Here is a 20,831-nt window from a genome sequence, read left to right as displayed (position 1 = left end):
ACTCTAATATAAGGAGAAGACTTATGAAGGTGCGACGCTTCTCATCAGACAGCTTGGCGACAGTCTATACGGCAGCGCTTATTGAAAGTCTCTTGCAGCGGGAACCGCATCCGGTGTTGGGATTAGCCACGGGGGCGACGCCGGTCAACCTCTATCGTCAACTTGTGGACTTTCACCGCCAAGGGTTAAGCTTCAGTCACGTGACCACCATCAATTTGGACGAGTACGTCGGACTCCCTTGGACTCATCCGCAAAGCTACCACCGCTTTATGCAGGATCACTTGTTTAGTCAGATTGATATTCCCCCCGGCCGGACATTCATACCCGACGGCACCGCCGACGATTTGGAGGCGGAATGCGTCCGTTATGACGCCATTTTGGCCGCCCATCCGATTGACTTGCAGATCCTCGGCATTGGCCGTAATGGCCACATCGGGTTCAATGAGCCGGACATTTCCTTGAAGACCCGTACCCATGTCATTCAACTTACGGAAGATACCATGCAGGCGAACGCCCGCTTCTTTGGCAGTGGGGAACAGGTGCCGGATCAAGCGATTACCATGGGGATTCAATCGATTTTACAGGCCAAAGCGATTGTGCTCATGGCGTTTGGACGTGACAAAGCCTGGGCCGTCAAACGCGCTTTGTCGGGGGAAGTCTCAACCGAGGTGCCCGCGAGCTTTCTGCAAATGCACCCCAATGTCACCTTCGTGCTGGATGAGGAGGCGGCGGCCGATCTGTAACGGCGCCGCTGCGGGGACGCCTTCGACATGAAGTGTGGCGGGAAACGCGGTCTCTTTGGGATACGTCCTTTGTGACTGCAAAACGGGACGCGCCTCTAAACGTTTCGTATGGGGGTGCCCCCACATAATGGGTGCTTCGCGTTCCAAAATCAGGGTGTCCGGCTGGGACCTGGTCGCCAACGTTCACGGTGTCCTATCTTTCGCGATTGCTGGCCCAACTATTACAAGGGAATAGGGAACGCCTCCAACTCCGGCACGTCGGCCGGTCGGGGACCCAGAGGCCAATGAAACAGGCGATCTGATTGTTGAATCGAGAGGTCATTAATCGACGCATGTCGGCGCACCATTAGGCCTTGGGCATTAAATTGCCACATCTCGTTCCCGTAGGACCTGTACCAGTGGCCCAAATCGTCGTGCTACTCATAGGCGAAGCGGACTGCGATGCGGTCCTGGTGAAAGGCCCAGAGACTCTTAATGAGGCGATAGTCCAATTCCCGTGCCCACTTGCGCCGCAAAAACGCGATAATTTCCTCCCGACCGTGGATAAACTCGGATCGGTTTCGCCATTGGCTGTCTTTGCTATAGGCTAACGCCACTCTTTCCGGATTGCGCGTGTTCCACGCATCTTCGGCCATCCGCACTTTCTGTCGGGCACTCTCCTCGTCAAAGGGAGGAAACGGCGGCCGTGCTTCGTCTGCACTCATTTTCTTCACCTCGCAGGGGCTCTTTTGGATCTACCATGACGAAGCTCGACCACCATGTCAAGATTCGCGTCTGGCATGGTCGCGAAAATAGGTCCCCCGGCAGATGGCAGAGGTCGGTGCCAATAATCGGTTGTATCGCGTCGCGCGGACCGAATCCCGTAATTTGCCCAGTCGGGCCATTTTCCGCAACCAGGTGTTGCCAAAATGTACCAGTGTGCATACCGTGTGGTGAGCACGTAAGCTCAATCACGAAAAAGGGGGGCAACACATTGTCAGAGACCGATCGTAAGGATGACCTTCGTTGCTTTGTTGAACAAATTGAGGAGTCTCTCCAGGATGAGCTCTCGGACGTCGAGTTTTATGCCAACATTGCCAACGAGAGCCCGGATGATATCTCCCGCAAAATCATCACCAGCATTGTGGGGGACGAATCCGCCCATGCACGGACCCAGGCAGCGCTGCTCCATCAATTAAATCCTGACGCCAAGGGCGCACCGCCGGTTCAACCTCCGGCCAACACGGGCTATGTCGAGGACATTCGAATGGCGATTGTGGGCGAAACCCATGCCGTCGCGCGCTACGCTCATTTGGCATCGATCGCGCCCACTCGCGAAATTCGGTATCTGTTGATGACCATCATGGGCGACGAGTTCGGGCATATCCGTATTTGGTTAGCCTTGTTGGAGAACATTCTCTAACTGCCGAGATGGCATCGGATACAGCGGTCCATGTTGGAACAAAGGGCTGGTACGTGTCGGATTCACGGCCGGCCCTCTCTCTAACCGCGCCTCCGGAATTGCCGCGGGAAGAAGTCGGTACGGTGATGCTGGCCCATAAAGACCGGTCGACTTGATTTGGTTATGAGTGGTTCGAGCGATTCGAGCGATTCTGCCAGCAACACGGTTGTGAGATTTTAGTGCTCAATCAAGAGCACTTATCTCCCGAACAGGAGTTGGTCCAAGATTTACTCACCATTACGCAGGTGTTTTCCGCGCGGTTGTACGGGTTGCGGAACTATCGCAAGAGCTTAAAAGAGGCCGTCCATGCTACATTAGCGCACAAAATCCAGTTGGATCCGACGACGGATCCGATCCGGTTCTTTAAGCAAGCCGTCGGCACTGCGCGGTTCGTCCTGAACTTGCACTGGCCGAGTGGAACCGGCAATACGACGCGGGCCAAAAACCCCAAGCCTCGACCCTGAAGTAACAGTCTAATGCTCTGAAGTACGAGCAGCTTCCGTGGCTGCACGATGAGCCGCGAATGCCCAAACTAACAGAGAGAAAGGGGCACACGCTAATAAGCACACCCTTCCATATTTTGGAATGGAGCTCAGGGGAGGGAGCTTCGTATGAGTGAAAATGCAACATATTCACCGTTCGCGGTACGGCCTGGACGATTTTTACGCCGCAACCTGGGCCGGTATTGCCCGTGCTGCCGAGTATTCTCGCTCAGCAAGGGGTAGTCTTTCAAACGTCAACCGGTGACGTCGACATCCCGGTAGACGGCGGGAAGTTGTTCCTGGTATTGGAGAGTCCAGCAGGATCCGGTAGCTGCTTCAGGTATTTGCTGTGGGCACCAACCAGTATTCCATCTTCTCGGATCTTTTTGTGCAAAACAATCCCGCGATCATTCCACATTGGCGCTTATGCCCATTCAAAGCTCCAATGCAGTCAAACCGTTAGTGCCCGTTGTGAAGGACTGGAGTTGGGTTCGGTTCCCAACGACCGTCTCCATTGATTTGCGAATCTGCGGTGCACCAAGTGCACACGATCCGTCAATCACCGCTCAAGGGACAAATATTATGGCCGGCGCGAGAACACGTCGGCTTAATCCACAAGGATTAATTCCGATCGTACCGCCCTTCGGCGATAGGGGGAAGGCAGGCTGCTATGATGCTGAACACCGCTGCGGGCAAAAAGGGCCAGTCTATCCCAAACGAAGCGACCAAAAATACCACAACGGCCGCTCCGAAGCCGCCCAGGAAAAGACGCTTTCGACGATAATGAAACAAAAGCCCCGCGAGTAATACAGCAAGCGCAACCACCAGTGGAGTCAACACGAACGAGGCGACTCCCGTGCTCAAAACGTACGGGAGAGACTGGCACGAGGAACCGTGCAAAGTGCCAGTGCAACTCGTCCCCGCACCTCCGGGCGCAAACCAGAGGTAAGCGGCGGCGGCTACGGTTAAAATCCCGGCACTGGCCGCCAACCAATCTGACGTATAATGCAACCGGCGTCTTAATGTGACATCCAATCTTTCCACCTCCTTTATCTGAATTATAGATCAATAGCGATGCTGAGCGGGATTGGGAGCGATGATTGGCCATGATTAGACGGCGCGCCGACGCTTAACGCAATACCTCAATCAACGCCTATAATGGGGTTGCGTCCATCTCGCTTGATTGCAAAAGAACGAAGGGTATGGCAACGATTCGTTAATTTTTCGCCACAAGCCAGTTAATGGTAACTGCAGCACCTTGATGCATTATTTTGAGGTAAGCCCTAACCGGATGTAAGGCCGACTCGGAAAGTCACGTCCTTTAGGCTTGGGCTAGCAAGTTTCTTGATATCACATGCTAATGGGCACAGAGCTGTTTCCCATCATCCGGGGTAAGATATTGGCGCGACATGGTGAACCGACAGGGCTGGCTGGGGGTGAGGGCATCTTTCATTGGGAACCTATGACGGCGGATGACGCCGTTGCCATTTCATCTTGGCATTACCCTCCACCCTACGACTTTTATGACTTTGACGCCGACCCGGATGATCGGGCGGAATTGCTGGACATCGAGAACTGGGCGCCGAATAGTCATTGGGTATGGAAAACCGTGGTCGGGGATCGGGTGGGCTTTGTCATTTTCGAGACCCATGATTCAGAGGTGGAACTGGGGCTCGGGCTTTCCCCGGGTCTTACTGGCCAAGGGCTTGGTGCGCTTTTCATGCAGGAGATTCTTGCTTTGACCCGAACCCTCTGGCCCCGCCACACCCCATGCCTCTTTGTGGCGCTTTTCAATGAACGCGCCCGCACAGTCTATGAGAGGGCGGGGTTCCGCGCACAGCGGGTTTTTGAGCAAGAGACCAATGGCGGCATTTTCTTGTTTGTCGCTATGCAATATATTCCTCAGCCCCGTCATCATTCGCCGGGCGGCCGCACGATGAGCTAACGAGTCTTGAAACAGACCAACGTCGTTTTGGGGGTAAGTGGATGAGTCTCCTTCTCGCCCTGGACCAGGGCACCACCAGTTCGCGAGCCATTCTGTTCACTGAGCGCGGAGAAGTTGTAGCCTCGGGACAGCGACCCTTGTCGCAGCGATATCCGGAGCCTGGATGGCTGGAACAAGATCCGGAAGAGATTTGGTTTTCACTTTGGGCCGCCATGCAGGATTGTCTTGGCGCCGTTCCCAACGCCACAGACCGTATCGTGGCGATAGGGATCGCGAATCAACGGGAGACGACGATTCTTTGGGATCGCCACACCGGAAGGCCTGTTCACCCGGCGATTGGATGGCAATGTCGACGGACCATCCCGATCTGCCAAAAGCTCCGCGAAGATGGACTCGAACCGGTCTTTCATGAGAAGACTGGATTGGTGCTGGACCCATACTTTTCTGGGACCAAGGTTGCTTGGATCCTTCAACAAAGGCCCGAACTTCGACGTCGTGCCGAACGCGGCGATATTTTGTTCGGGACGGTGGACACCTGGCTTGTATATCGCTTGACTGGGGGACGCCTTCACCGTACGGACGTCTCCAATGCTTCCCGCACCCTCATGTTCAACATTCATGACTTGACCTGGGATGAGCAATTATTGCAGATTCTCGACATCCCACCAGCGATGTGTCCCGAGGTGGGCGCCTCAGCGGGGGAGATCGGTGAAATTGATCGCCAGTGGCTGGGACGTGTCATCCCCGTGACCGGCATGGCGGGCGATCAGCAGGCGGCGCTATTGGGGCAGGGATGCCTCAAACCCGGTATGGTGAAAAACACGTACGGCACGGGGTCCTTTGTCCTCATGAATACCGGCCAAAGACCCGTACCGTCGCGCCATGGTCTTCTGACCACGGTGGCCTGGTCGATTTCCGGAGACGTGACCTATGCCCTGGAGGGATCGGTTTTTGCCAGCGGTGCGGTGGTGCAATGGCTGCGGGATGAGTTGCAACTCATTGGCCGTTCGGAGGAAGCCGAAGCGCTGGCGCGTTCGGTCCCAGACACGGGGGGCGTGTATTTGGTGCCGGCCTTTTCCGGGCTGGGTGCCCCCTATTGGGATGAAGGGGCCCGGGGCATCATTACGGGGATCACGCGTGGCACCGATCGAGCCCATCTAGTGCGGGCCGCCTTGGAGGCGATTGCCTATCAATCGCGCGATGTGCTGGAAGCTATGCGCGAGGACTCGGGCCTTTGGGTAGAGGCGCTGAGAGTGGACGGCGGGGCAGCGAAAAATGGGTTCCTGCTGCAGTTTCAGGCCGACATTTTGGGGACGGCGGTCGAACGCTCGCGGAACCTTGAGGCCACGGCTTGGGGGGCGGCTCTTTTGGCAGGGATGGGACGTGGACTATTGAGCGTTGACAATCTTCCGGCAGGTCTCGGGTTCGATCCCCCATTTCTTCCTGAGATGGAGCAGAACATTCGGGAGACGCTGTACCGAGGATGGAAGGCCGCCATCGACCGGGCTAGGAGCTGACGCCGTCATCTTGGGGAGTAAACAAGAGGAGCTGCCCGGGGCAGCTCCTCGTGAATGCGGCTTATTTCGAAACCCACCAGTACTGCATTTGCGGGAATCCTACTGAGGCATCGGCGTACTTGACCGAGCCGTGGACGTTGGGGGCATGAACCGCTAAAGTTCCGACGTTGTTCTGCCACAACACCGGCAAATGCGTGGCGGTAAAGTCCTCGTATTTGTAGAACGCATTCAGCGATTGTTGCGCGGTCGGATAAGGCTGGTGGGTCGCCTGAATCAAGGCGTCTTCGGTTGAATTGCTGTAACCGAATCCCGATGGCGCATTGCTCGCGAACAACTGACCGCCGGTCGGCCAATAGCCGGGGCCGTCATAGAACCAGGCCAGACCCGTGGCCATGTCCCAATGGGCCGACTCGGAGGGCGTGTAGGTTATCTCCTCCAACTGGTTGGCCTGCATACTCTGCAGGGAGACCTTAATCCCGGCCTTGGCCCAGTCGGCTTGCATCAGTTGGACTTCCGTCGTTTCCGATTGCGTACCGGTGGGATAGGCCAGGCTCAGTGCTAATGGCTGTCCATGACGGGTCATTACGCCGTTGACCATCTTCCATCCATGGCTTTCTAAGAGCTTCCGCGCCTTGGCGGGGCTGTACGGATATGGATTCTTTGCCAGCGCAGGGTCAAAGAATTGGGTCTTGGGCGTTTGGGGAATTGGTCCATCAATCGGGGGCGCGTAGCCATGATAGATGTCCTGGTTGATCGCCTGGCGGTTAAGACTCATTTGCAACGCCTGGCGGACGTAGAGCTTGTCCAGCAGGGACTTTACCGGCGACCCGGGGAACATGTTGAGCTGCGTCTCAAAATACCCGAATAGATATTCAGGCGTAATCACGTCCCCGAGATTGGTGAGGACGCTCTTGGATCCATATTGGGATAAGTCGAGATATCCGACGTTGACCGTGCCGGTTTTCAAGGCCGCAAATTCACTTGAGGAGGAGCCCTCATAGTCAAAGTAGAGGGCCTTGACCTTGCTCTTGTGTCCATTGTATTTGGGATTGGGCACGAGCTCCCAATATTGATCGCGTTTGGTGCGGCCAATCTTAAACGGGCCGTCAACTACCTGGTCAAACTGGGGATTGCTGCCTTCCGAACCCAGGTACTTGACCTCGTTCAAGATGTTCTTATGAATGTCCCAGGCCGCACTCGGCATGGGGACAACCTGGATGATCCCGTTGAAGATGAACCATTGCTGATTGGCCGGCTTCTTGAGTGTGAAGGTGACCTCATAGGGGTTGTTAGCCACCACGCTCTGAACCCCATTGGGGATGTCGCCGGTACCGGCACCAACATAAGGCCAGGGAGCGGGGGCTTGAGGTGATGAAGCTTCCTTAATCACGTCCCATGAGAACAGTACATCCTTGCTGGTCACAGGCTGGCCATTGGACCAGTGCCATTTCTTGTGTAGGAAGACATGGTACACGGTACCAGCCTTGTTGTAGGTAATTTTCTTGGCAATCGAGGAATTCCAGTTGATGCTGTAATTGGCGTTCACCCACAAAAGAGGCTTGTACATCTGGTAGATGAACTGGAAATTTTGAATGCTGTCATAGCTGGCGTTGACAATGGGAAGGAACCAGTTAAGGCTGGAATCGGGCGTCTCCGCATAATTAATGACGCCGTTGGGATTAGGCGACCCGGTGCTGGCACTAGTGGTCGAACCCTTGGTCGCTGTGCTTCCGCAGGCGGCAGCGAACATCATGACGGCGGCCAATGCTGCTCCCAGGGAGAGCTTCTTTTTGGCACGAAGTCCAGATGGCTTCGATGACGCCGAAACATGTGGTAGCATCGAGTAACCTCCTTCAGTTTATCGCAAGATATAAGCAAGAGACTTTCGACATTTAGGGAAAATGTCCTTCTTGGGATAGGGGCCATCTTTTGGGAAATTCGGAGGGGTGAAAAGGCGCCTCGGAGGTCGATTCCACGAGGCAGGCTTCATGTCCCGTTCCCAGTCCTCCCCAAGCCTTCTCGGGCATCATTCAAGGAAAAGGCTCTCAGGCGACGAATGAATCCATGGGGTTGGCGAGTCGCAATATGGAACGGTAAATGTTGCGGCGATCCCCGTCATGGCGAGGTTTCTGGCGGACAAGGAGGGCGGGATGCTGATGGATCAGAAGTTTGAGGTCATTGTGGTGGGGAGTTTGGTGGTTGATCTGCCGGTTTGGTTGGAGCGTGCACCGGGACCTGGGGAGACGCTGATCGCGTCTAAGGGCGGCATCTTTGCTGGCGGCAAGGGATTCAACCAAGCGGCCCAAGTATCCCGCCTAGGTGGCCATCCTCTCCTCATTGGCACGGTGGGGGAGGACGTCTTAGGCCAAATGATGCGGGATATGGCCAGAGTGGAAGTGGGAGACGACCGGGGGATATTAACCTTGAAAGCCGCTTCCACGTCCTATGCTGTTCCGGTGATTTCTCCGGATGGCCAATACATTTTGCACGTGTCCGGAACCAACCGTCTGCTGGAACCCGATGCGGTACGTTCACTCGCCGCCCACTGGGGCGACGCGCGGATACTGATGGTGCAGGGAGAAATTTCACCGGCTGCAACGGCTGCCGCGATGGATGAGATGCTAATGCGCGGCGGAACGGTTGTCCTTGACCCAGCACCTGCTACGGACATGACCGCTGACATTCTCGAGCGCGCCACCGTGCTGACGCCGAATCGCGGGGAGTTTGCCCAGATTATGGGGGCCAGTCTATCCGAGCAGGTGGACTTGACTCGGGGGGCCCGGACGTTGTTTGCGCGATTTCCCCGTTTGCAATGGGTTGTCGTCACCTTGGGGGCGTAGGGCGCTTTTGCCGCGCACCGCTCGGGCCGCGAAGAGCGAGTTTCTGCTGACGCGGTGGAAGCCGTCGATCCTACCGCCGCGGGGGACGCCTTCGACGGGGCCTTGGTATGGGCGCTCACACATGGGTATTCCTGGAGTCGCGCTCTCCGCCTGGCCGTGCATGTGGGTTCGTTGGCGGCTTCCCGGGAAGGGGCGCTGCCGTCCTTGCCACGGGCGTCGGCCGTTGACTGGTCGCGGTTTGGCTCAAAGGAATGCCGTCACGGGATTGATCCCTGATATTCCGAATTTTTGTTCAGCAAGGAAGGAATTAGTTTAGCGGCCGAAGAATGTCGTTCATTGAAACCATTTTTTGGGGGTGCCAGGGTGTGACGCTGTCCGAAGTTGCGGCTACACTGGCCGAAAAGTTTCCCAGGGTCTTTTCCCTCGTATCACACGAGGCATCGCCAGACATTTTGCACGCGGCGGTCGTTGAAGCTCTGTCCGATGCACTCCCGCATTGTCATGTGGGGTTGAGCTGGAAAACCGGGGATCGCGGTGCGTCGGTTTGGGGCAACGGGCGGGATCCGAGCGTGGATTCCCTGCCCCAAGACGGGCTCATAGGAATTCGACAGCGGACTCAGTGGTCGGTCAATTCGGCGGAAACGCTGCCGCAACGGTGGGAGGACTGGCTTCGGCAGTCTAACATGGTAGAGGGAATTCTCGAACCGGTGGCTCCAGACCACGTACTCGCTGTTTTTTGGTCTTCCCCAACCCCTGACCCGGCGGCGGTGGCCATGGCCGTGGAATGGACTCGTCCACTCCTAGCCCGCAGCCGAGAGACCTCGCGCCATCCAGCCAGATCTCGGATGGATATACTTAGCACGGTTCTGGCGGGGATTGGCCTTAACGCCCCCTTGGCGTGGGTCCTGGATCGCATTATCGATACATTGGAATCCCAGATTCCCGGCGCGATGGCCGGCATTTTGCGTTGGCCGCCGGGCATCGTCGGACTCACCCTCTACGCTCCACACCTCCCTGGGGCATATCGTGAACGTGCGCAAGCCCTATATCGCGACCATCCGCAACCGGTGGCTTGGGCGGTGGCGGCAGGACGCGGGGTGGAGGTCGTTGACATCGCCACGGATGCCCGCTGGACGGAACTTCGCGAGGCGGCCCTTCAATCGGGGGTCCGCGCGGTATACTTTCACCCCGTAGTAGCGCCTGAGGGCCAAGCTTTGGCAGCCATCGCCTGTTACTTCCGGAGGCCCTACGTGTTATCTTCCGAACATCGGGGTCTGGTTTCCGCGTGCGCCGACGTTCTACGGCTGGTGCTGGCTGTTGATCGGGCGCGCGCCCATCAACAGGAATGGCAGGCTGGACTGGCGCACGAACTTCGCAATCAACTCAATGTGATGCAGCTCGCGGCGGATACGCTCCAAGAGATGCTCGATCCGATCCTTGAAATGCCGATGGCAGAGGCTCTCACAAAGGACTCCGTTGCCGCCTGTCTCACCACAATCAATGACCATATCGCCGTCCAAACCCGTTTGGTGACAGATCTCATGGATTTGGCCCGCATCACGGCCGGACGCCTGCGCGTGGACCGTGAGCCGCTGCTCCTTGACAGACTGGTGTTCCATGAAGTTAACGCTCTAAAAGAGCGAGCGGGAGGCTTGGGGGTTGGGCTCGAGATGTCTCTTGCACCGTCCGTCCGAATCGTGGGGGACTCGGCCCGTCTAAGACAAGTCTTAGACAATCTACTGACCAATGCGCTCAAGTTCACGCCTAAAGGTGGGCGCATTCAGGTGGAGCTGACGCGGCAGGCACCGGTTGTGTTGTTGACCGTCCGGGATACCGGCGTGGGATTCGATCCGGAGAGTGGTGACGCGCTATTCCGTTGGTTTTTCCAGGGCAGCCTGCCGCCGGTGCATCACCTTCCAACGGCCAACAGCGGTTTGGGGTTGGCGCTGGTCCAGGAAATCGTAACGCAGCACGGAGGACGAATCCGTGCGGAAAGCGCGGGAAAAGGGTTGGGCTGTTGCATGATCGTCGAGCTGCCGGAAGATGATCGAGGATCCGATGCAGGCCCAGGCTTCGATTATCCCGTTTCGCTGCCGGACGTTGAAAAGGGGGCAAGCCAAGGGTAGGGACGCTCTCCCGGCTAAATCCGGGGTTTGCCGGTGGGCATGTTGCCCCGGTCCGGGTGCAAGGTTATGCCGAACGGGATCTCAATGACGCGGTGTTCAAGATTGACACGGGCAAGGTCGGGCATGGCAATTTTTTCCCAGGCATCGAGAGACGGGAGGCGGCCCGTAATCGCGCTTAAGAGCACCGTCAAAATTCGTCCGTGCGATACGGCTACCGCCGCTTTGGGAAAGGCCAGCGTCAAGGCATGGTCCAGAGCGTCGAGAATGCGCATCCGGGCCGCCTCAAGCGGCTCCCATCCCGGTTGGGGCTTTCCGGCAAAGTACGCCTGAAGTTGGCTCCGAAACAGAAGCGGGTCGGAAACAAAAGGCGCTGCCAGCTCGTGAAGCCCATCGAGCACCTCCAACTCATGGTTAAAGGGGGTTCCCAAAGTGAGCCAATGGGCGGTTTGCTGGGCTTTTGACTCGGGACTGGCGACCACTTTACCGACGGAATCCCAGGGGATGAGGCGGCCCAATGCCCGGGCATCACGTTTGCCCTTGTCCGTTAGTTCCCACAGCCGAGGGTCCTGACTCGGGGTCGGACGCGTTTCTCCATGCCGCACCAGGTAGAGGCTAGGCATGGACCAGCATTCCCTCGCGGTTCGTCAATCCCACCACCGCTCCATATTGATTGAGAATCAGGGCGCTTGGCGGGAGCGGGCTGGTGCCGCGGTTAATGATCGCCGTAATCCAGTGGCCGTTTTGTTGCCAGAGGGCCAAGTCACTGGCGGTGCTGGGGCCCGTGGTGAGACGGGGCAGCTGAGCTGAACTGTGGAGTTCGGTCACATTGGTCGTTTGGCCCTTGGCATTGGCCGTTTTGCCATTGACGTGCCATTGGGTCCCCTGCGAACGAATCCAGTTGGAATGGGTGGGTAGAGCGGTCAGCGGCGTGACCAGTGTTCCGGCGACATCCCAAATGGGGCCCGAGGTCTTGGTCGACTGGCTTCCTAAAATCCCCCAGGCGGTTTTACTCCATTGATCGAGCGTTGCGGTTCCCGCGCCCTCTTCGCCCATGTTGGCCACTGTGGTCCAGGACAAATAGGTATGCACGAAAAGAGCCAGGCTGGCCGGACCCTCGCCCACCGTGTTGTCGGCCGCCACCCAGTAGCGATAGCTTGTGCCTGGCAACACCGTCGTATCGGTGTAGGACATGTGGTGCTTGGGGCTCACCGAGGCGATGGCCGACGCCTGCCCAAAAGAAGCACCGGCTGGTGCGCGATAGATGGTATAGCTGGTGGCGCCCGCGACCTTGTTCCACGAGAGTGTGGCTGAAGCATCGGTCCAGGTGGCACTCAATTGGGGCGTCCCTTGGGGCGGCTGATGCGGTTCGTGAGCGGTTTGCCAGGCGAGTTGTTGGCGGGCGGTGGTCAAGGCGGTCAAAGCGGGTTTGACCTGGCCAAGGTCGCCTAACCATCCCGCCAGATATGACAACGGCAACAGCGCCAGCGCACCGCCGGCTATGAGAGACGCGACCATATAGGGCCGCTGATGGAAAATGGACATGCGGTCACCCCTTCTGACAAAAAACGCCCCGTACGGAAGAAAAGTTACCGGGAAGCCTTTGGCTCCGAACGCGCCGCGTGAAGCTCAATCAACGACATTATCAGCCCCAAATGTGAGAATCCTTGGGGAAAGTTTCCCCTGGGGTCCCCGGTCTCTTGATCGGCATGCTCCCCCAAAAGCCCCAAATCGGTACAATATCCCAATAGACCTTGAATGAGGTTTTCTGCCTCATTGGTGCGGCCCAAGCGGATATACACGCGGGCCAACCAAAAGGATGCCAGCACGAAGGGATGGGCGGCGGTTCCAAGCATGTCGCTGGCATAGCGATACACCCAATGGCCCTTGACCAAGTCCGCTTCAATCTTCTTCAAGGTGCCCAAGAATCGGGGATCATCCGCCGCACAAAAGCCATACAGCGGCATCACCAAGAGCGCGGCATCGACCGCGGAACCACCGAAAGATTGCACATAGGAGTTCTCATCTTGGTTAAAGCCTCGGGTCTCAATGGTGTGTTGAATTTTCTCCGCGGCTTTGTTCCATCGGTTGGCCCGTTCGGCGTCATTGACCGCGTCTGCCATCTTGGAGCCATAATGGAGCGCCACCCAACACATCAACTGCGAATGGGTGTAGTAGTCATCCTGATCGCGAAATTCCCAGAGACTGGCATCTTTTTGATGCCAGTTGGCCTCTACCCAATCAACCGCGAGGCGGATTCGGTGCCAATAGAAGCGAAGGAACTCCTGGTCGTGGGTATCGGCATAATACCGATAGACGGTATAGAGGAAGTCCCCTTCAATGTCGAGTTGCAACTGCCGCGTCGCGGCATTGCCTTCCCGGCAGGGATATGACCCTTGATATCCAGCTAGCCAGCCCAAATCATGCTCGCCTCGAATCAAGGTGCCGTCCACATGAAAGAACGGGGCGTCAAAGGGTTTGCCCTGCAGATCAATGCAATTCAGGAGAAACTCCAGAAAACGCCGCGAGCCAACATGATCGCCCGCCATCAGCAGTGCTTCGGCGGCATACGAACCGTCGCGAACCCAGGCGAAGCGATAGTCCCACTGCCGTGTTTCGCCAATGGTCTCCGGCAATGAGGTGGTCGGAGCGGCGATAATCGCGCCATTGGTTTGATAGGTGAGGCCATAGAGAACTAATAGCGAGCGCCGATAGGCGTCTGCATAGGGACCGTGATACGCTGGCAGCATATCCAGACGGTGGCGCCAAAAGAGAATGGTTTCGGTGAGTGCGGCATTCAGATCTTCGTGGGCCAAATCATCTTTGAGCACGGCCGTTTGCTCCCGGATGACATCGGCCGCCTCGACCAGCCGATCTTCATCGTCAGCAATATATTGCAAAATGAGTTCGTAGCGCCCGGGGGGGAGCACCCATCGGCCCATCGAATACTGTGCGGTGACTCCATCAAATAAGCGTTCGTCGTCGGGATGAATTAAGAGAATGAGCGCTTCCCGATCCAGAGGGTTCCGAAAAATGGCACCATGCTCAATGGGGGTCGGTGTCGCTTGAATCAGGCCGTAATGAAAGCGCGGCTGGCACTCGACTTTAAGGGGGATCTCACTCTTCACGAAGCGGCGTAGTTCCGGCCGCCCAATGGCCAGATAGTCGTGGATGACGGCACGGCCCGCATCGGTCCGCCAGACGGTTTTTACGACGTTGGTATCGTGAAGATATTCCTGTTCCGCGTGGCCCTCCTGACCTTCGGGGACGATGTGGAAAAATCCGTTCTGGTCATCGCCGAGCAATTTGCAAAAGACCGCTGGGCTATCAAACCGGGGGAAGGGCAACCAATCAATGGACGCGTCGGGGCTTATTAGTGCGGCAGTGTGAGAGTTTGATAGGAAACCGTAAAATTTCATGCGTCACCTCCATTAGTGTGTGCGAATCCTTGAGTTTACTCCAGAAAGCGGCCGCTGTGATAGTCGTCAAAGGCTTGGCGGATTTCATCCATCGTGGTCATCACAAAAGGACCATAAGCTACGACAGGCTGATGCAGCGGTTTTCCCGTGTAGATGACAAAGCGCAGATGATCCTTAGCGCGAAGGGACAAGGCATCGCCTTCGTGGGACAACCACAGCACCTCCCCCGCCGTTCCGCGGAATGCGTCGGGGCCAAAAATGCCTTCCCCTTCGAGGATATAGAGGAAGCCATTGTGCTCTGGGTCGAGGTCTAAGGTCGCGGACTGGCCTTTTGCAACCTGGACTTCGGCCATTGTGACGGGTGCGACATTTTTGGTGTCCGACGCGAGACCAGCCATCCGCCCCGAGTACACGCGGATCAAAACGCCGTCCGCTTGACTGGCCGGGACACGATCGTGAGGCAAATCCTGATAGCGGGGGGTCATCGACTTCAGTTCTTTAGGAAGGTTAACCCACAACTGCAGACTATGGACCACCTCTCCAGGCAGCGGATCTTCCTGGTGGATGACGCCGTGTCCCGCGGTCATCCACTGCACGTCGCCGGGGCCCAGTACGCCGCCATGCCCCGTCTTGTTGTCATAATGGCCCATACGGCCGGAAATGACATAGGTGACCGTTTCAATGCCTCGGTGGGGATGCTCCGCGAACGTTCCCTGACGAAACCAATCTTCGGCCATCAGCAAAAAGGGATCAAACTCTTGCCATCGGCCAGGAGGCAAGACCTGTGCCACCTCATGGATGGCGCTTTTGCGCATGCGATCCGGTTTCCAGCTCCGTTGCACTCGGCGTGGATTCACGGCACTGCCTCCTTCGTACTCCAGGCCCGCCGGGTTGACGGGATCCCGAGAAATCTTTTACGGTCATGATAGCAGAGAGTCGACGAGACTGCTGAGGTGCTAATTTGGACCCCAAGCCTATTTACGACGGTCACATTCATATTTTTCCGGGCTATTGGCAACAACGCATCTATGCCTGGTTTAAGCGAGCCGGGTGGAGCGTCCGCAATCCAGACCGGATGGAAGAGGAGATTTGGCAGGACGCCAAGACATCCGGGGTTAGCGCTGCTTCCATTTTGATCTACGCTCATCGTCCCAATATTGCCCGAGAATTAAATCGTTGGCTCTATGAATGGAGTCAAGGGCGTCCTGAACTCCATCTCTATGGGACGGTGCATCCTGACGACCCGGACCTGGAGTCCATCGCCCGGGAAGCGTTGGACCGCTTTCAGTTCGCCGGCTTTAAAATCCACTGCAATGTGCAAAAAGTGCGGCCGGATGACCCGCGTCTTGATCCGCTGTATCGCTTGGTTCAGGAGCGGAAGCGCTCGCTCGTCGTGCATGTCGGCACCGAACCGCATCAAAATTCCTTTGTGGGCGTGGACTTTTTCCGTCGGCTGATGGAAAAGTATCCGGAACTTCGCGTGCAGGTTGCCCACTTGGGCGCGGCGGAAATTGATGATTTTGTGGCCCTTTTGCCCCGATACCCGCATCTCTATCTGGACACCGCCGCGATTCCCGGGACCCGCCTTTGGGTTCCTCAAGAAAAGTTGGAGGACATTATCGCATGTCATCCCGATCGCATCATCTATGGCAGCGATCTCCCCATTGTCGAGGAAGCTCTTGAAGTGCACCGGGCTCGCGTGATGAGCGCGTGCAAAACCGAGGCCGTCGTTGCGCAGGTTTTTCACCAGAATGTGATGCGTCTCTGGCAGGGAGACTGAAACGACGCTGGGGAAGTTTGTCATGTCTGGCGAAAAGTTTTGCGGTGAGGTTCTTCACTTTTCGGCACACTACCGTGAGCGAGGTGACCCACATGGCAACGGTTCAAGAGACCAATCGGATAACGGGACCGCGACGATGGTGGGTGCTGGTGGCTGTACTCATCACGATGTTCTTTTCGTCCATGGACCAGACCGTGGTGTCGACCGCCATGCCGACCATTATCGGCGACTTAAAAGGCCTGACGCTCTACGCTTGGGTCTTTACCGCCTACATGATGGCGTCGTCCGTGACCGTCCCGATTTACGGGAAAATGTCAGACGTCTATGGGCGGAAACCTTTTTATATTTTTGGGCTCATCGCCTTCATGGTGGGTTCGGCCATTTCCGGAACAGCCCATAGTATGATGGCGCTGATTCTCTCCCGCGCTGGGCAGGGCATCGGGGCGGGCGCTATGATGTCGATGCCCCGGGCCACCATCGGCGATATTTTCAATCCCCGTGAGCGTGGACGCTGGATGGGGATTATTGGCGGCGTTTTTGGACTCGCCTCCATTATCGGACCGGCGCTGGGCGGGTGGATTACCGACAACTTCGGGTGGCGGTGGGTCTTTTACATCAACCTGCCCATTGCATTCATTGCGCTGGTGCTGGTATGGGCATTTCTTCCCCGTGTGCGCACCGCCCACAAGGCAACGCCCGATTTAGTGGGAAGCTTGATTTTGGTGGTGGGACTCTTGGCGGTGCTGTTGGGATTTACCTGGGCGGGCTCCACCTATCCCTGGGGCTCCTGGCAGGTTATCTCCCTGTTCGCGGGCGGCGGGCTTGTCCTGCTGGGGTTTGTGCTCTATGAACTCCACACCAAAGATCCGGTGCTCAATCCAACCTTGTTCAAAAACCCCATCTTCAGCTCCTCCATGGTGGTGGGCTTGATGGTGTCGATGGGGCTCTTCGGCTCACTGATGTTTCTTCCATTGTTTGTTCAAGGGGTGATTGGGCTCTCGGCTTCGGGAAGCGGTGTCATTCTTACGCCCATGATGCTCTCGTTTATTGTCGCCAGCATGATTGGCGGGCAACTGATTACCCGCACAGGACGGTATAAATGGCAGGCCCACATTTCGGCCTTGGTGATGATTTTGGGCATGGTGCTGCTGACCCGTATGAGCGCCTCCACCAAGTACCCGACCGTCATCGTGAACATGATTGTTCTGGGACTGGGGGTGGGGACCCTGATGCCTCTGTTGAATGTGGCCGTGCAGAACGCCTTTCCCTATAAGATTCTAGGAATGGTCAACTCCACCCAGCAGTTTGTGAGTTCCCTGGGTGGGGTGATCGCGTCGCCGATTTTAGGGTCGTTGATGACGGGCACCTTCACCCGGGAATTGCCACGCCAACTGCCGCCCCACCTGAAGGCGCTCATCGCAAAATTACCCACCAATATGCGCGTGCAGCTATTGAATCCGCAAGCGTTGGCCACGGCCTCGGCCCAAAAGGCGCTGGCCGCAAAATTTGCCCACATCCCCGGCGGAACCGTGCTCTACCAGCAATTTCTGCACGCCTTCAAGGTGTCGTTGAGCATGGGGATTGTGGACCTCTTCAAAATGGGCATTGCGTTTTCCGTCGTGGCTTTCGTCGGCACGTTCTTCTTGCGCGAGGTCAAACTCAAACGGGACGAGTTCTTCGAAGACAAGGCCGAGAAGAGTCCTTCCATGGATAAAGTGGGTGGCGCCAAGCGTTAGTTTCCGCCCTGCGCGAGAGAGGTTGGTTGGTTCCGGTACCACCCTTAAATCCCCGTGCCTCATACAAGCGCACGGACTGTTGACACCCTACGAATCAACGTGGGATAGCATCTTCCGGACCGCTTCTGCGCTCACTCCCAGTGCGTGCCCGATCTGCCGCAAGGATTCGCCTTGAGCGCGGCGTTTCCGGGCTTCTACACGCCGTTCGGCGGCGTGTTGCAGGTAACTGCTGCGGTCTTGCTGTACTTAGCCTGTGACGCGCCTACGCTCTCGCTCGGCGTCCCGATGCCGGCGGCGCTTCTCGTCCGGACCAATCAGCGTTCGCATCTCCCGCTGTTCGTCTTCGGTGATGTCGAGCCATTCCAGAATCGTCTCGGTCCGGAAGGCATACCGGGGATCCACCGTCTGTCCCTGCGCGGCTGCCTTCGCCCGCTTAAAAATCGCCTGGAGCCGCGCCGAGGCTTCGCGTTCATTCCATCCCCCGGCTTGCTTGGCCAAGGCCTACGCCTCCCGGTAGAGCACTTCGGGAGGGGCGAGCCATGACATGGCATTCACGGCGAGAAAGAGCCAGAGGTCGCGGTGCCCCGGTGGTAGTTCGCCAAACCAGCGTAGCTCCAGCAGACGCTGGAGGTCACTCAGGCGGGCTTCCCAGAGGGTGGCGGTGGTGAAATCGTCCGCGGGCGTTTGTCGCGTTCTAGGGGCTTTTCTGGGCGCCTGAGCGCACGTTGGACGCGCAGGTCCGAGAGTTCGCCACGTGTCAGGGGCAGGAGTTCATCCGCCAGCGCATCGAAGTCCCACGCATCGCCGGTGGGCGTGAGCGCCCGGACCAGCTGACCGCTTTTGGCGTGTTGGGTGCCCACGATACGGAGAACCCGGGCGGTATCCAGCGCCCCACGGTCGGCCCCCAACGGTTTGAAGGCGTCGTACAACCGACGTTGGCTGGCATTCCAGCGGGGCATGCGGGTCGGGGAATCGGTTGATGCACCCAGACCAGGGCGAGGCCTCGGCCGGTGGCTACGGTGAGTGTCGGACGCAGAATGCCTTCCGCCTCGAGGACATCTTTACAAAGTTCCCACATGGAATATTCGGGAGGCTTGTCCGCCCACTGCGGGACCTTGTGAAAGTCCAAGTCCAACCATAACGCATCGAGTTGCCACAAATGGGCGATCTTGCGTGGGCCCTTGAAACGATTCTGAGACAGATAGACTTCGGGGGCGCCGGCGAGTTCGCGCACCGCCCAGGGCAGTTCCGGCACCTTCAGCCGCGTCTCCAGCCAGCGGCCTTGATCATGTCGGCCACCGTGACGAGGCCTTGCACGCCCTCCGCATAGGGATGAAGGATGGCCGCATGTTCCTCCGGTTTTTTTTTCGATCCGGCCCCTCTTGCGCCGCGTGGCGCGTTCTGCTACATTGGTGCCCACATAGACCCTCCTTCATGGGTGGTTCATCCATAACCTTTTTAGAGAGACGGCGTGTGCTGGGGAGCATTGGCGCCGTTTCTCTATGTTTGCGCACAAAAAAATCTGCCGCGAGTCTTCGCGCCAGACGATCCATTTTTTGCCGTTTATCCGGATGGCCTCTTGCCCTTGGTGGCTAAGATTGTGCTAGCGTATGCTTAGGCGCGGAGGCGGCATGGGTCTGGACGGAGACTCTGCCGAGGAGCCGGGGCGGTGTTTGCAGCGCCGTCCTTCAAACTTTTTGCGCTCCACGAATTTTGATCGCATCATACGCCACCCGCGAATGCCTGTCTACCCATAATATTCCGGCCATGGAAAATACGGCCATCGGGCAACCGCAACCATCCCTTCAGACTGTCCGCAGAACCACAACCATTCCGCAGCAGGACTTTCGCCGCCCATCACGAATGCCTTTGTCCCGTGGAGGTGGGACAGATTGGCCACGTTGACGATCGCCGAAATCGCCCAGCGCTTGGGACTTCCGGAGAGCACGGTACGCTATTACCGCGACCATTTTACGGACTACATCCCGGTCATCGGGGAAGGGCGCCAGCGGCGCGATCCTGCGGAAGCGGTGGAGGTTTTTCAAGTCATTGCGGACACCTTGAGGAAGGATCACGGATCCGCAATCGAGGTCGAGGAGACGCCAAACCGTATGTTTCCTCGCAATGCGGTTACAATCGCAGAACCACCACAAACCACAGCAGAACAGCAGCAGTCTCATTACCGCAACTTGCGGAACAGATTGCGGTTGTGTTGAGACAGCAACAGGAAGCCATCGAGAGGCAAACCGCCATGCTCACGCAACAGACTGCCGCGGTCGAAACCCTTACTCAGGAACTCACGGAGCTCAAACGCCAACTGGTTGAACGCGACAACGCCCGCGAATAGCGGCTTGAGGAACGGGACCAGGCGTTGGTGGCTACGATGCGAAAACTCATGGACACCCGGCAGCAGACCTCGTTTTGGCAGCGGTTGTTTGGCACCAGACCATCCCGTGAAGAGCCGCACAATAATGCCTAGTCTGGTGCTCCCGCGGGGCCGCACGCAGGATGGTATCATGGAACGACAAAATACGCGGAAGGAACCGGAGCTTATGCCCGTCTTTTCATCCCAAGCCGGTGTTGCCTTGGGTCGGAGCACCTCCCCGATTATGTGAGATCTCCAGCGACATCCTCGAGGTGATCCCTACGGTTCCGAAGGGGCTGTCCCAATAGTCACCCGCACGGGTGACTGGGGCGGACCCTGATGAAAGTCAAGTGACCCTCGCTCCTAGTATAGCCATTCCTAAATAGCGTCCATGCTTTTTGCGTCCTCGGGCTTCCACTTCCAGCGAAACGGTACCGGAT

17 protein-coding genes and 2 pseudogenes are annotated in these 20,831 nt (G+C 57.3%); 11 read left to right on the top strand and 8 right to left on the bottom strand.

What is annotated here, in order from left to right; all coding sequences use genetic code 11:
- The first annotated feature begins 23 nt into the window (after window positions 1-23).
- Window positions 24-743 (top strand): glucosamine-6-phosphate deaminase, encoded by a 720-nt coding sequence (gene nagB, locus HIJ39_RS11345; protein ID WP_169099743.1) that lies wholly within the window; start codon window positions 24-26, stop codon window positions 741-743.
- 221 nt (window positions 744-964) lie between these two features.
- Here nagB and HIJ39_RS24140 read toward each other — a convergent pair.
- Window positions 965-1,447 (bottom strand): annotated as a pseudogene (locus HIJ39_RS24140) (nuclear transport factor 2 family protein).
- 269 nt (window positions 1,448-1,716) lie between these two features.
- On the opposite strand from HIJ39_RS24140, the gene HIJ39_RS11335 reads away from it, so the two are divergent.
- A complete protein-coding gene (locus tag HIJ39_RS11335) occupies window positions 1,717-2,145 on the top strand; it encodes a ferritin family protein (protein ID WP_169099741.1) in 429 nt (142 codons plus the stop codon).
- A 218-nt stretch (window positions 2,146-2,363) separates the two neighbouring features.
- The gene (locus HIJ39_RS11330; RefSeq protein WP_169099739.1) at window positions 2,364-2,648 is read left to right on the top strand and encodes a hypothetical protein; all 285 of its coding nucleotides are present in this window, start codon (window positions 2,364-2,366) and stop codon (window positions 2,646-2,648) included.
- Window positions 2,649-3,287: 639 nt separating this feature from the next.
- Here the strand turns inward: HIJ39_RS11330 and HIJ39_RS11325 are convergent.
- The gene (locus HIJ39_RS11325; protein WP_169099737.1) at window positions 3,288-3,701 is read right to left on the bottom strand and encodes a hypothetical protein; all 414 of its coding nucleotides are present in this window, start codon (window positions 3,699-3,701) and stop codon (window positions 3,288-3,290) included.
- A gap of 364 nt (window positions 3,702-4,065) precedes the next feature.
- Here HIJ39_RS11325 and HIJ39_RS11320 point away from each other — a divergent pair, with 364 nt between their 5' ends.
- On the top strand, window positions 4,066-4,611 hold the full coding sequence (locus HIJ39_RS11320) for a GNAT family N-acetyltransferase (RefSeq protein ID WP_169099735.1): 546 nt from the start codon (window positions 4,066-4,068) through the stop codon (window positions 4,609-4,611).
- Window positions 4,612-4,652: 41 nt separating this feature from the next.
- On the top strand, window positions 4,653-6,128 hold the full coding sequence (gene glpK, locus HIJ39_RS11315) for a glycerol kinase GlpK (protein ID WP_169099733.1): 1,476 nt from the start codon (window positions 4,653-4,655) through the stop codon (window positions 6,126-6,128).
- A gap of 61 nt (window positions 6,129-6,189) precedes the next feature.
- Here glpK and HIJ39_RS11310 read toward each other — a convergent pair whose 3' ends face one another.
- Window positions 6,190-7,968: a peptide ABC transporter substrate-binding protein gene (locus HIJ39_RS11310; RefSeq protein ID WP_169099731.1), complete on the bottom strand. Its 1,779-nt coding sequence runs from the start codon at window positions 7,966-7,968 to the stop codon at window positions 6,190-6,192.
- A gap of 277 nt (window positions 7,969-8,245) precedes the next feature.
- Here HIJ39_RS11310 and HIJ39_RS11305 point away from each other — a divergent pair.
- Window positions 8,246-9,244 (top strand): annotated as a pseudogene (locus HIJ39_RS11305) (ribokinase).
- An 89-nt stretch (window positions 9,245-9,333) separates the two neighbouring features.
- A complete protein-coding gene (locus HIJ39_RS11300; protein WP_207711632.1) occupies window positions 9,334-11,094 on the top strand; it encodes an ATP-binding protein in 1,761 nt (586 codons plus the stop codon).
- Between the two features lie 14 nt (window positions 11,095-11,108).
- Here HIJ39_RS11300 and HIJ39_RS11295 read toward each other — a convergent pair whose 3' ends face one another.
- From HIJ39_RS11295 to HIJ39_RS11280, 4 genes are read right to left on the bottom strand one after another with little or no spacing between them, the layout of a single operon-like run.
- Entirely contained in the window at window positions 11,109-11,714 is a 606-nt protein-coding gene (locus tag HIJ39_RS11295; protein WP_169099727.1) for a histidine phosphatase family protein, read from the bottom strand.
- Window positions 11,707-12,636 (bottom strand): fibronectin type III domain-containing protein, encoded by a 930-nt coding sequence (locus HIJ39_RS11290; protein ID WP_169099725.1) that lies wholly within the window; start codon window positions 12,634-12,636, stop codon window positions 11,707-11,709. The genes HIJ39_RS11295 and HIJ39_RS11290 overlap by 8 nt, the downstream gene beginning before the upstream one ends.
- A 44-nt stretch (window positions 12,637-12,680) precedes the next feature.
- Window positions 12,681-14,510, bottom strand: a complete 1,830-nt coding sequence (locus HIJ39_RS11285) for a glycoside hydrolase family 15 protein (RefSeq protein WP_169099723.1) — start codon at window positions 14,508-14,510, stop codon at window positions 12,681-12,683.
- A 35-nt stretch (window positions 14,511-14,545) separates the two neighbouring features.
- The gene (locus HIJ39_RS11280) at window positions 14,546-15,367 is read right to left on the bottom strand and encodes a pirin-like C-terminal cupin domain-containing protein (protein ID WP_207711631.1); all 822 of its coding nucleotides are present in this window, start codon (window positions 15,365-15,367) and stop codon (window positions 14,546-14,548) included.
- Between the two features lie 104 nt (window positions 15,368-15,471).
- Between HIJ39_RS11280 and HIJ39_RS11275 the strand changes: the two genes are divergently transcribed.
- Both HIJ39_RS11275 and HIJ39_RS11270 read left to right on the top strand, forming a co-directional pair.
- Window positions 15,472-16,290 (top strand): amidohydrolase family protein, encoded by an 819-nt coding sequence (locus HIJ39_RS11275; protein WP_169099721.1) that lies wholly within the window; start codon window positions 15,472-15,474, stop codon window positions 16,288-16,290.
- 92 nt (window positions 16,291-16,382) lie between these two features.
- On the top strand, window positions 16,383-18,026 hold the full coding sequence (locus HIJ39_RS11270) for an MDR family MFS transporter (RefSeq protein ID WP_169099719.1): 1,644 nt from the start codon (window positions 16,383-16,385) through the stop codon (window positions 18,024-18,026).
- 246 nt (window positions 18,027-18,272) lie between these two features.
- Here the strand turns inward: HIJ39_RS11270 and HIJ39_RS11265 are convergent, their stop codons facing one another.
- Complete coding sequence (locus HIJ39_RS11265) at window positions 18,273-18,524, bottom strand: hypothetical protein (RefSeq protein WP_169099717.1); 252 nt, start codon at window positions 18,522-18,524, stop codon at window positions 18,273-18,275.
- A 227-nt stretch (window positions 18,525-18,751) separates the two neighbouring features.
- Between HIJ39_RS11265 and HIJ39_RS11260 the strand changes: the two genes are divergently transcribed.
- Complete coding sequence (locus HIJ39_RS11260; RefSeq protein ID WP_169099715.1) at window positions 18,752-19,006, top strand: hypothetical protein; 255 nt, start codon at window positions 18,752-18,754, stop codon at window positions 19,004-19,006.
- A 912-nt stretch (window positions 19,007-19,918) separates the two neighbouring features.
- Window positions 19,919-20,242 (top strand): MerR family transcriptional regulator, encoded by a 324-nt coding sequence (locus HIJ39_RS11255; RefSeq protein WP_169099713.1) that lies wholly within the window; start codon window positions 19,919-19,921, stop codon window positions 20,240-20,242.
- The last annotated feature ends 589 nt before the right edge of the window (window positions 20,243-20,831 follow it).

Origin of the sequence: Sulfobacillus harzensis (assembly GCF_012933365.1) — a bacterium.
Lineage (GTDB): Bacteria > Bacillota > Sulfobacillia > Sulfobacillales > Sulfobacillaceae > Sulfobacillus_B > Sulfobacillus_B harzensis.
The sequence above is the reverse complement of the archived record's forward strand: the minus strand, read 5'-3'. Positions and strand labels throughout refer to the sequence as shown.

Coding starts and splice junctions, on each gene's coding strand:
- HIJ39_RS11310 (WP_169099731.1), bottom strand. CDS start 7,968: ATGCTACCACATGTTTCGGCGTCATCGAAGCCATCTGGACTTCGTGCC.
- HIJ39_RS11270 (WP_169099719.1), top strand. CDS start 16,383: ATGGCAACGGTTCAAGAGACCAATCGGATAACGGGACCGCGACGATGG.
- HIJ39_RS11285 (WP_169099723.1), bottom strand. CDS start 14,510: ATGAAATTTTACGGTTTCCTATCAAACTCTCACACTGCCGCACTAATA.
- nagB (WP_169099743.1), top strand. CDS start 24: ATGAAGGTGCGACGCTTCTCATCAGACAGCTTGGCGACAGTCTATACG.
- HIJ39_RS11295 (WP_169099727.1), bottom strand. CDS start 11,714: ATGCCTAGCCTCTACCTGGTGCGGCATGGAGAAACGCGTCCGACCCCG.
- glpK (WP_169099733.1), top strand. CDS start 4,653: ATGAGTCTCCTTCTCGCCCTGGACCAGGGCACCACCAGTTCGCGAGCC.
- HIJ39_RS11290 (WP_169099725.1), bottom strand. CDS start 12,636: ATGTCCATTTTCCATCAGCGGCCCTATATGGTCGCGTCTCTCATAGCC.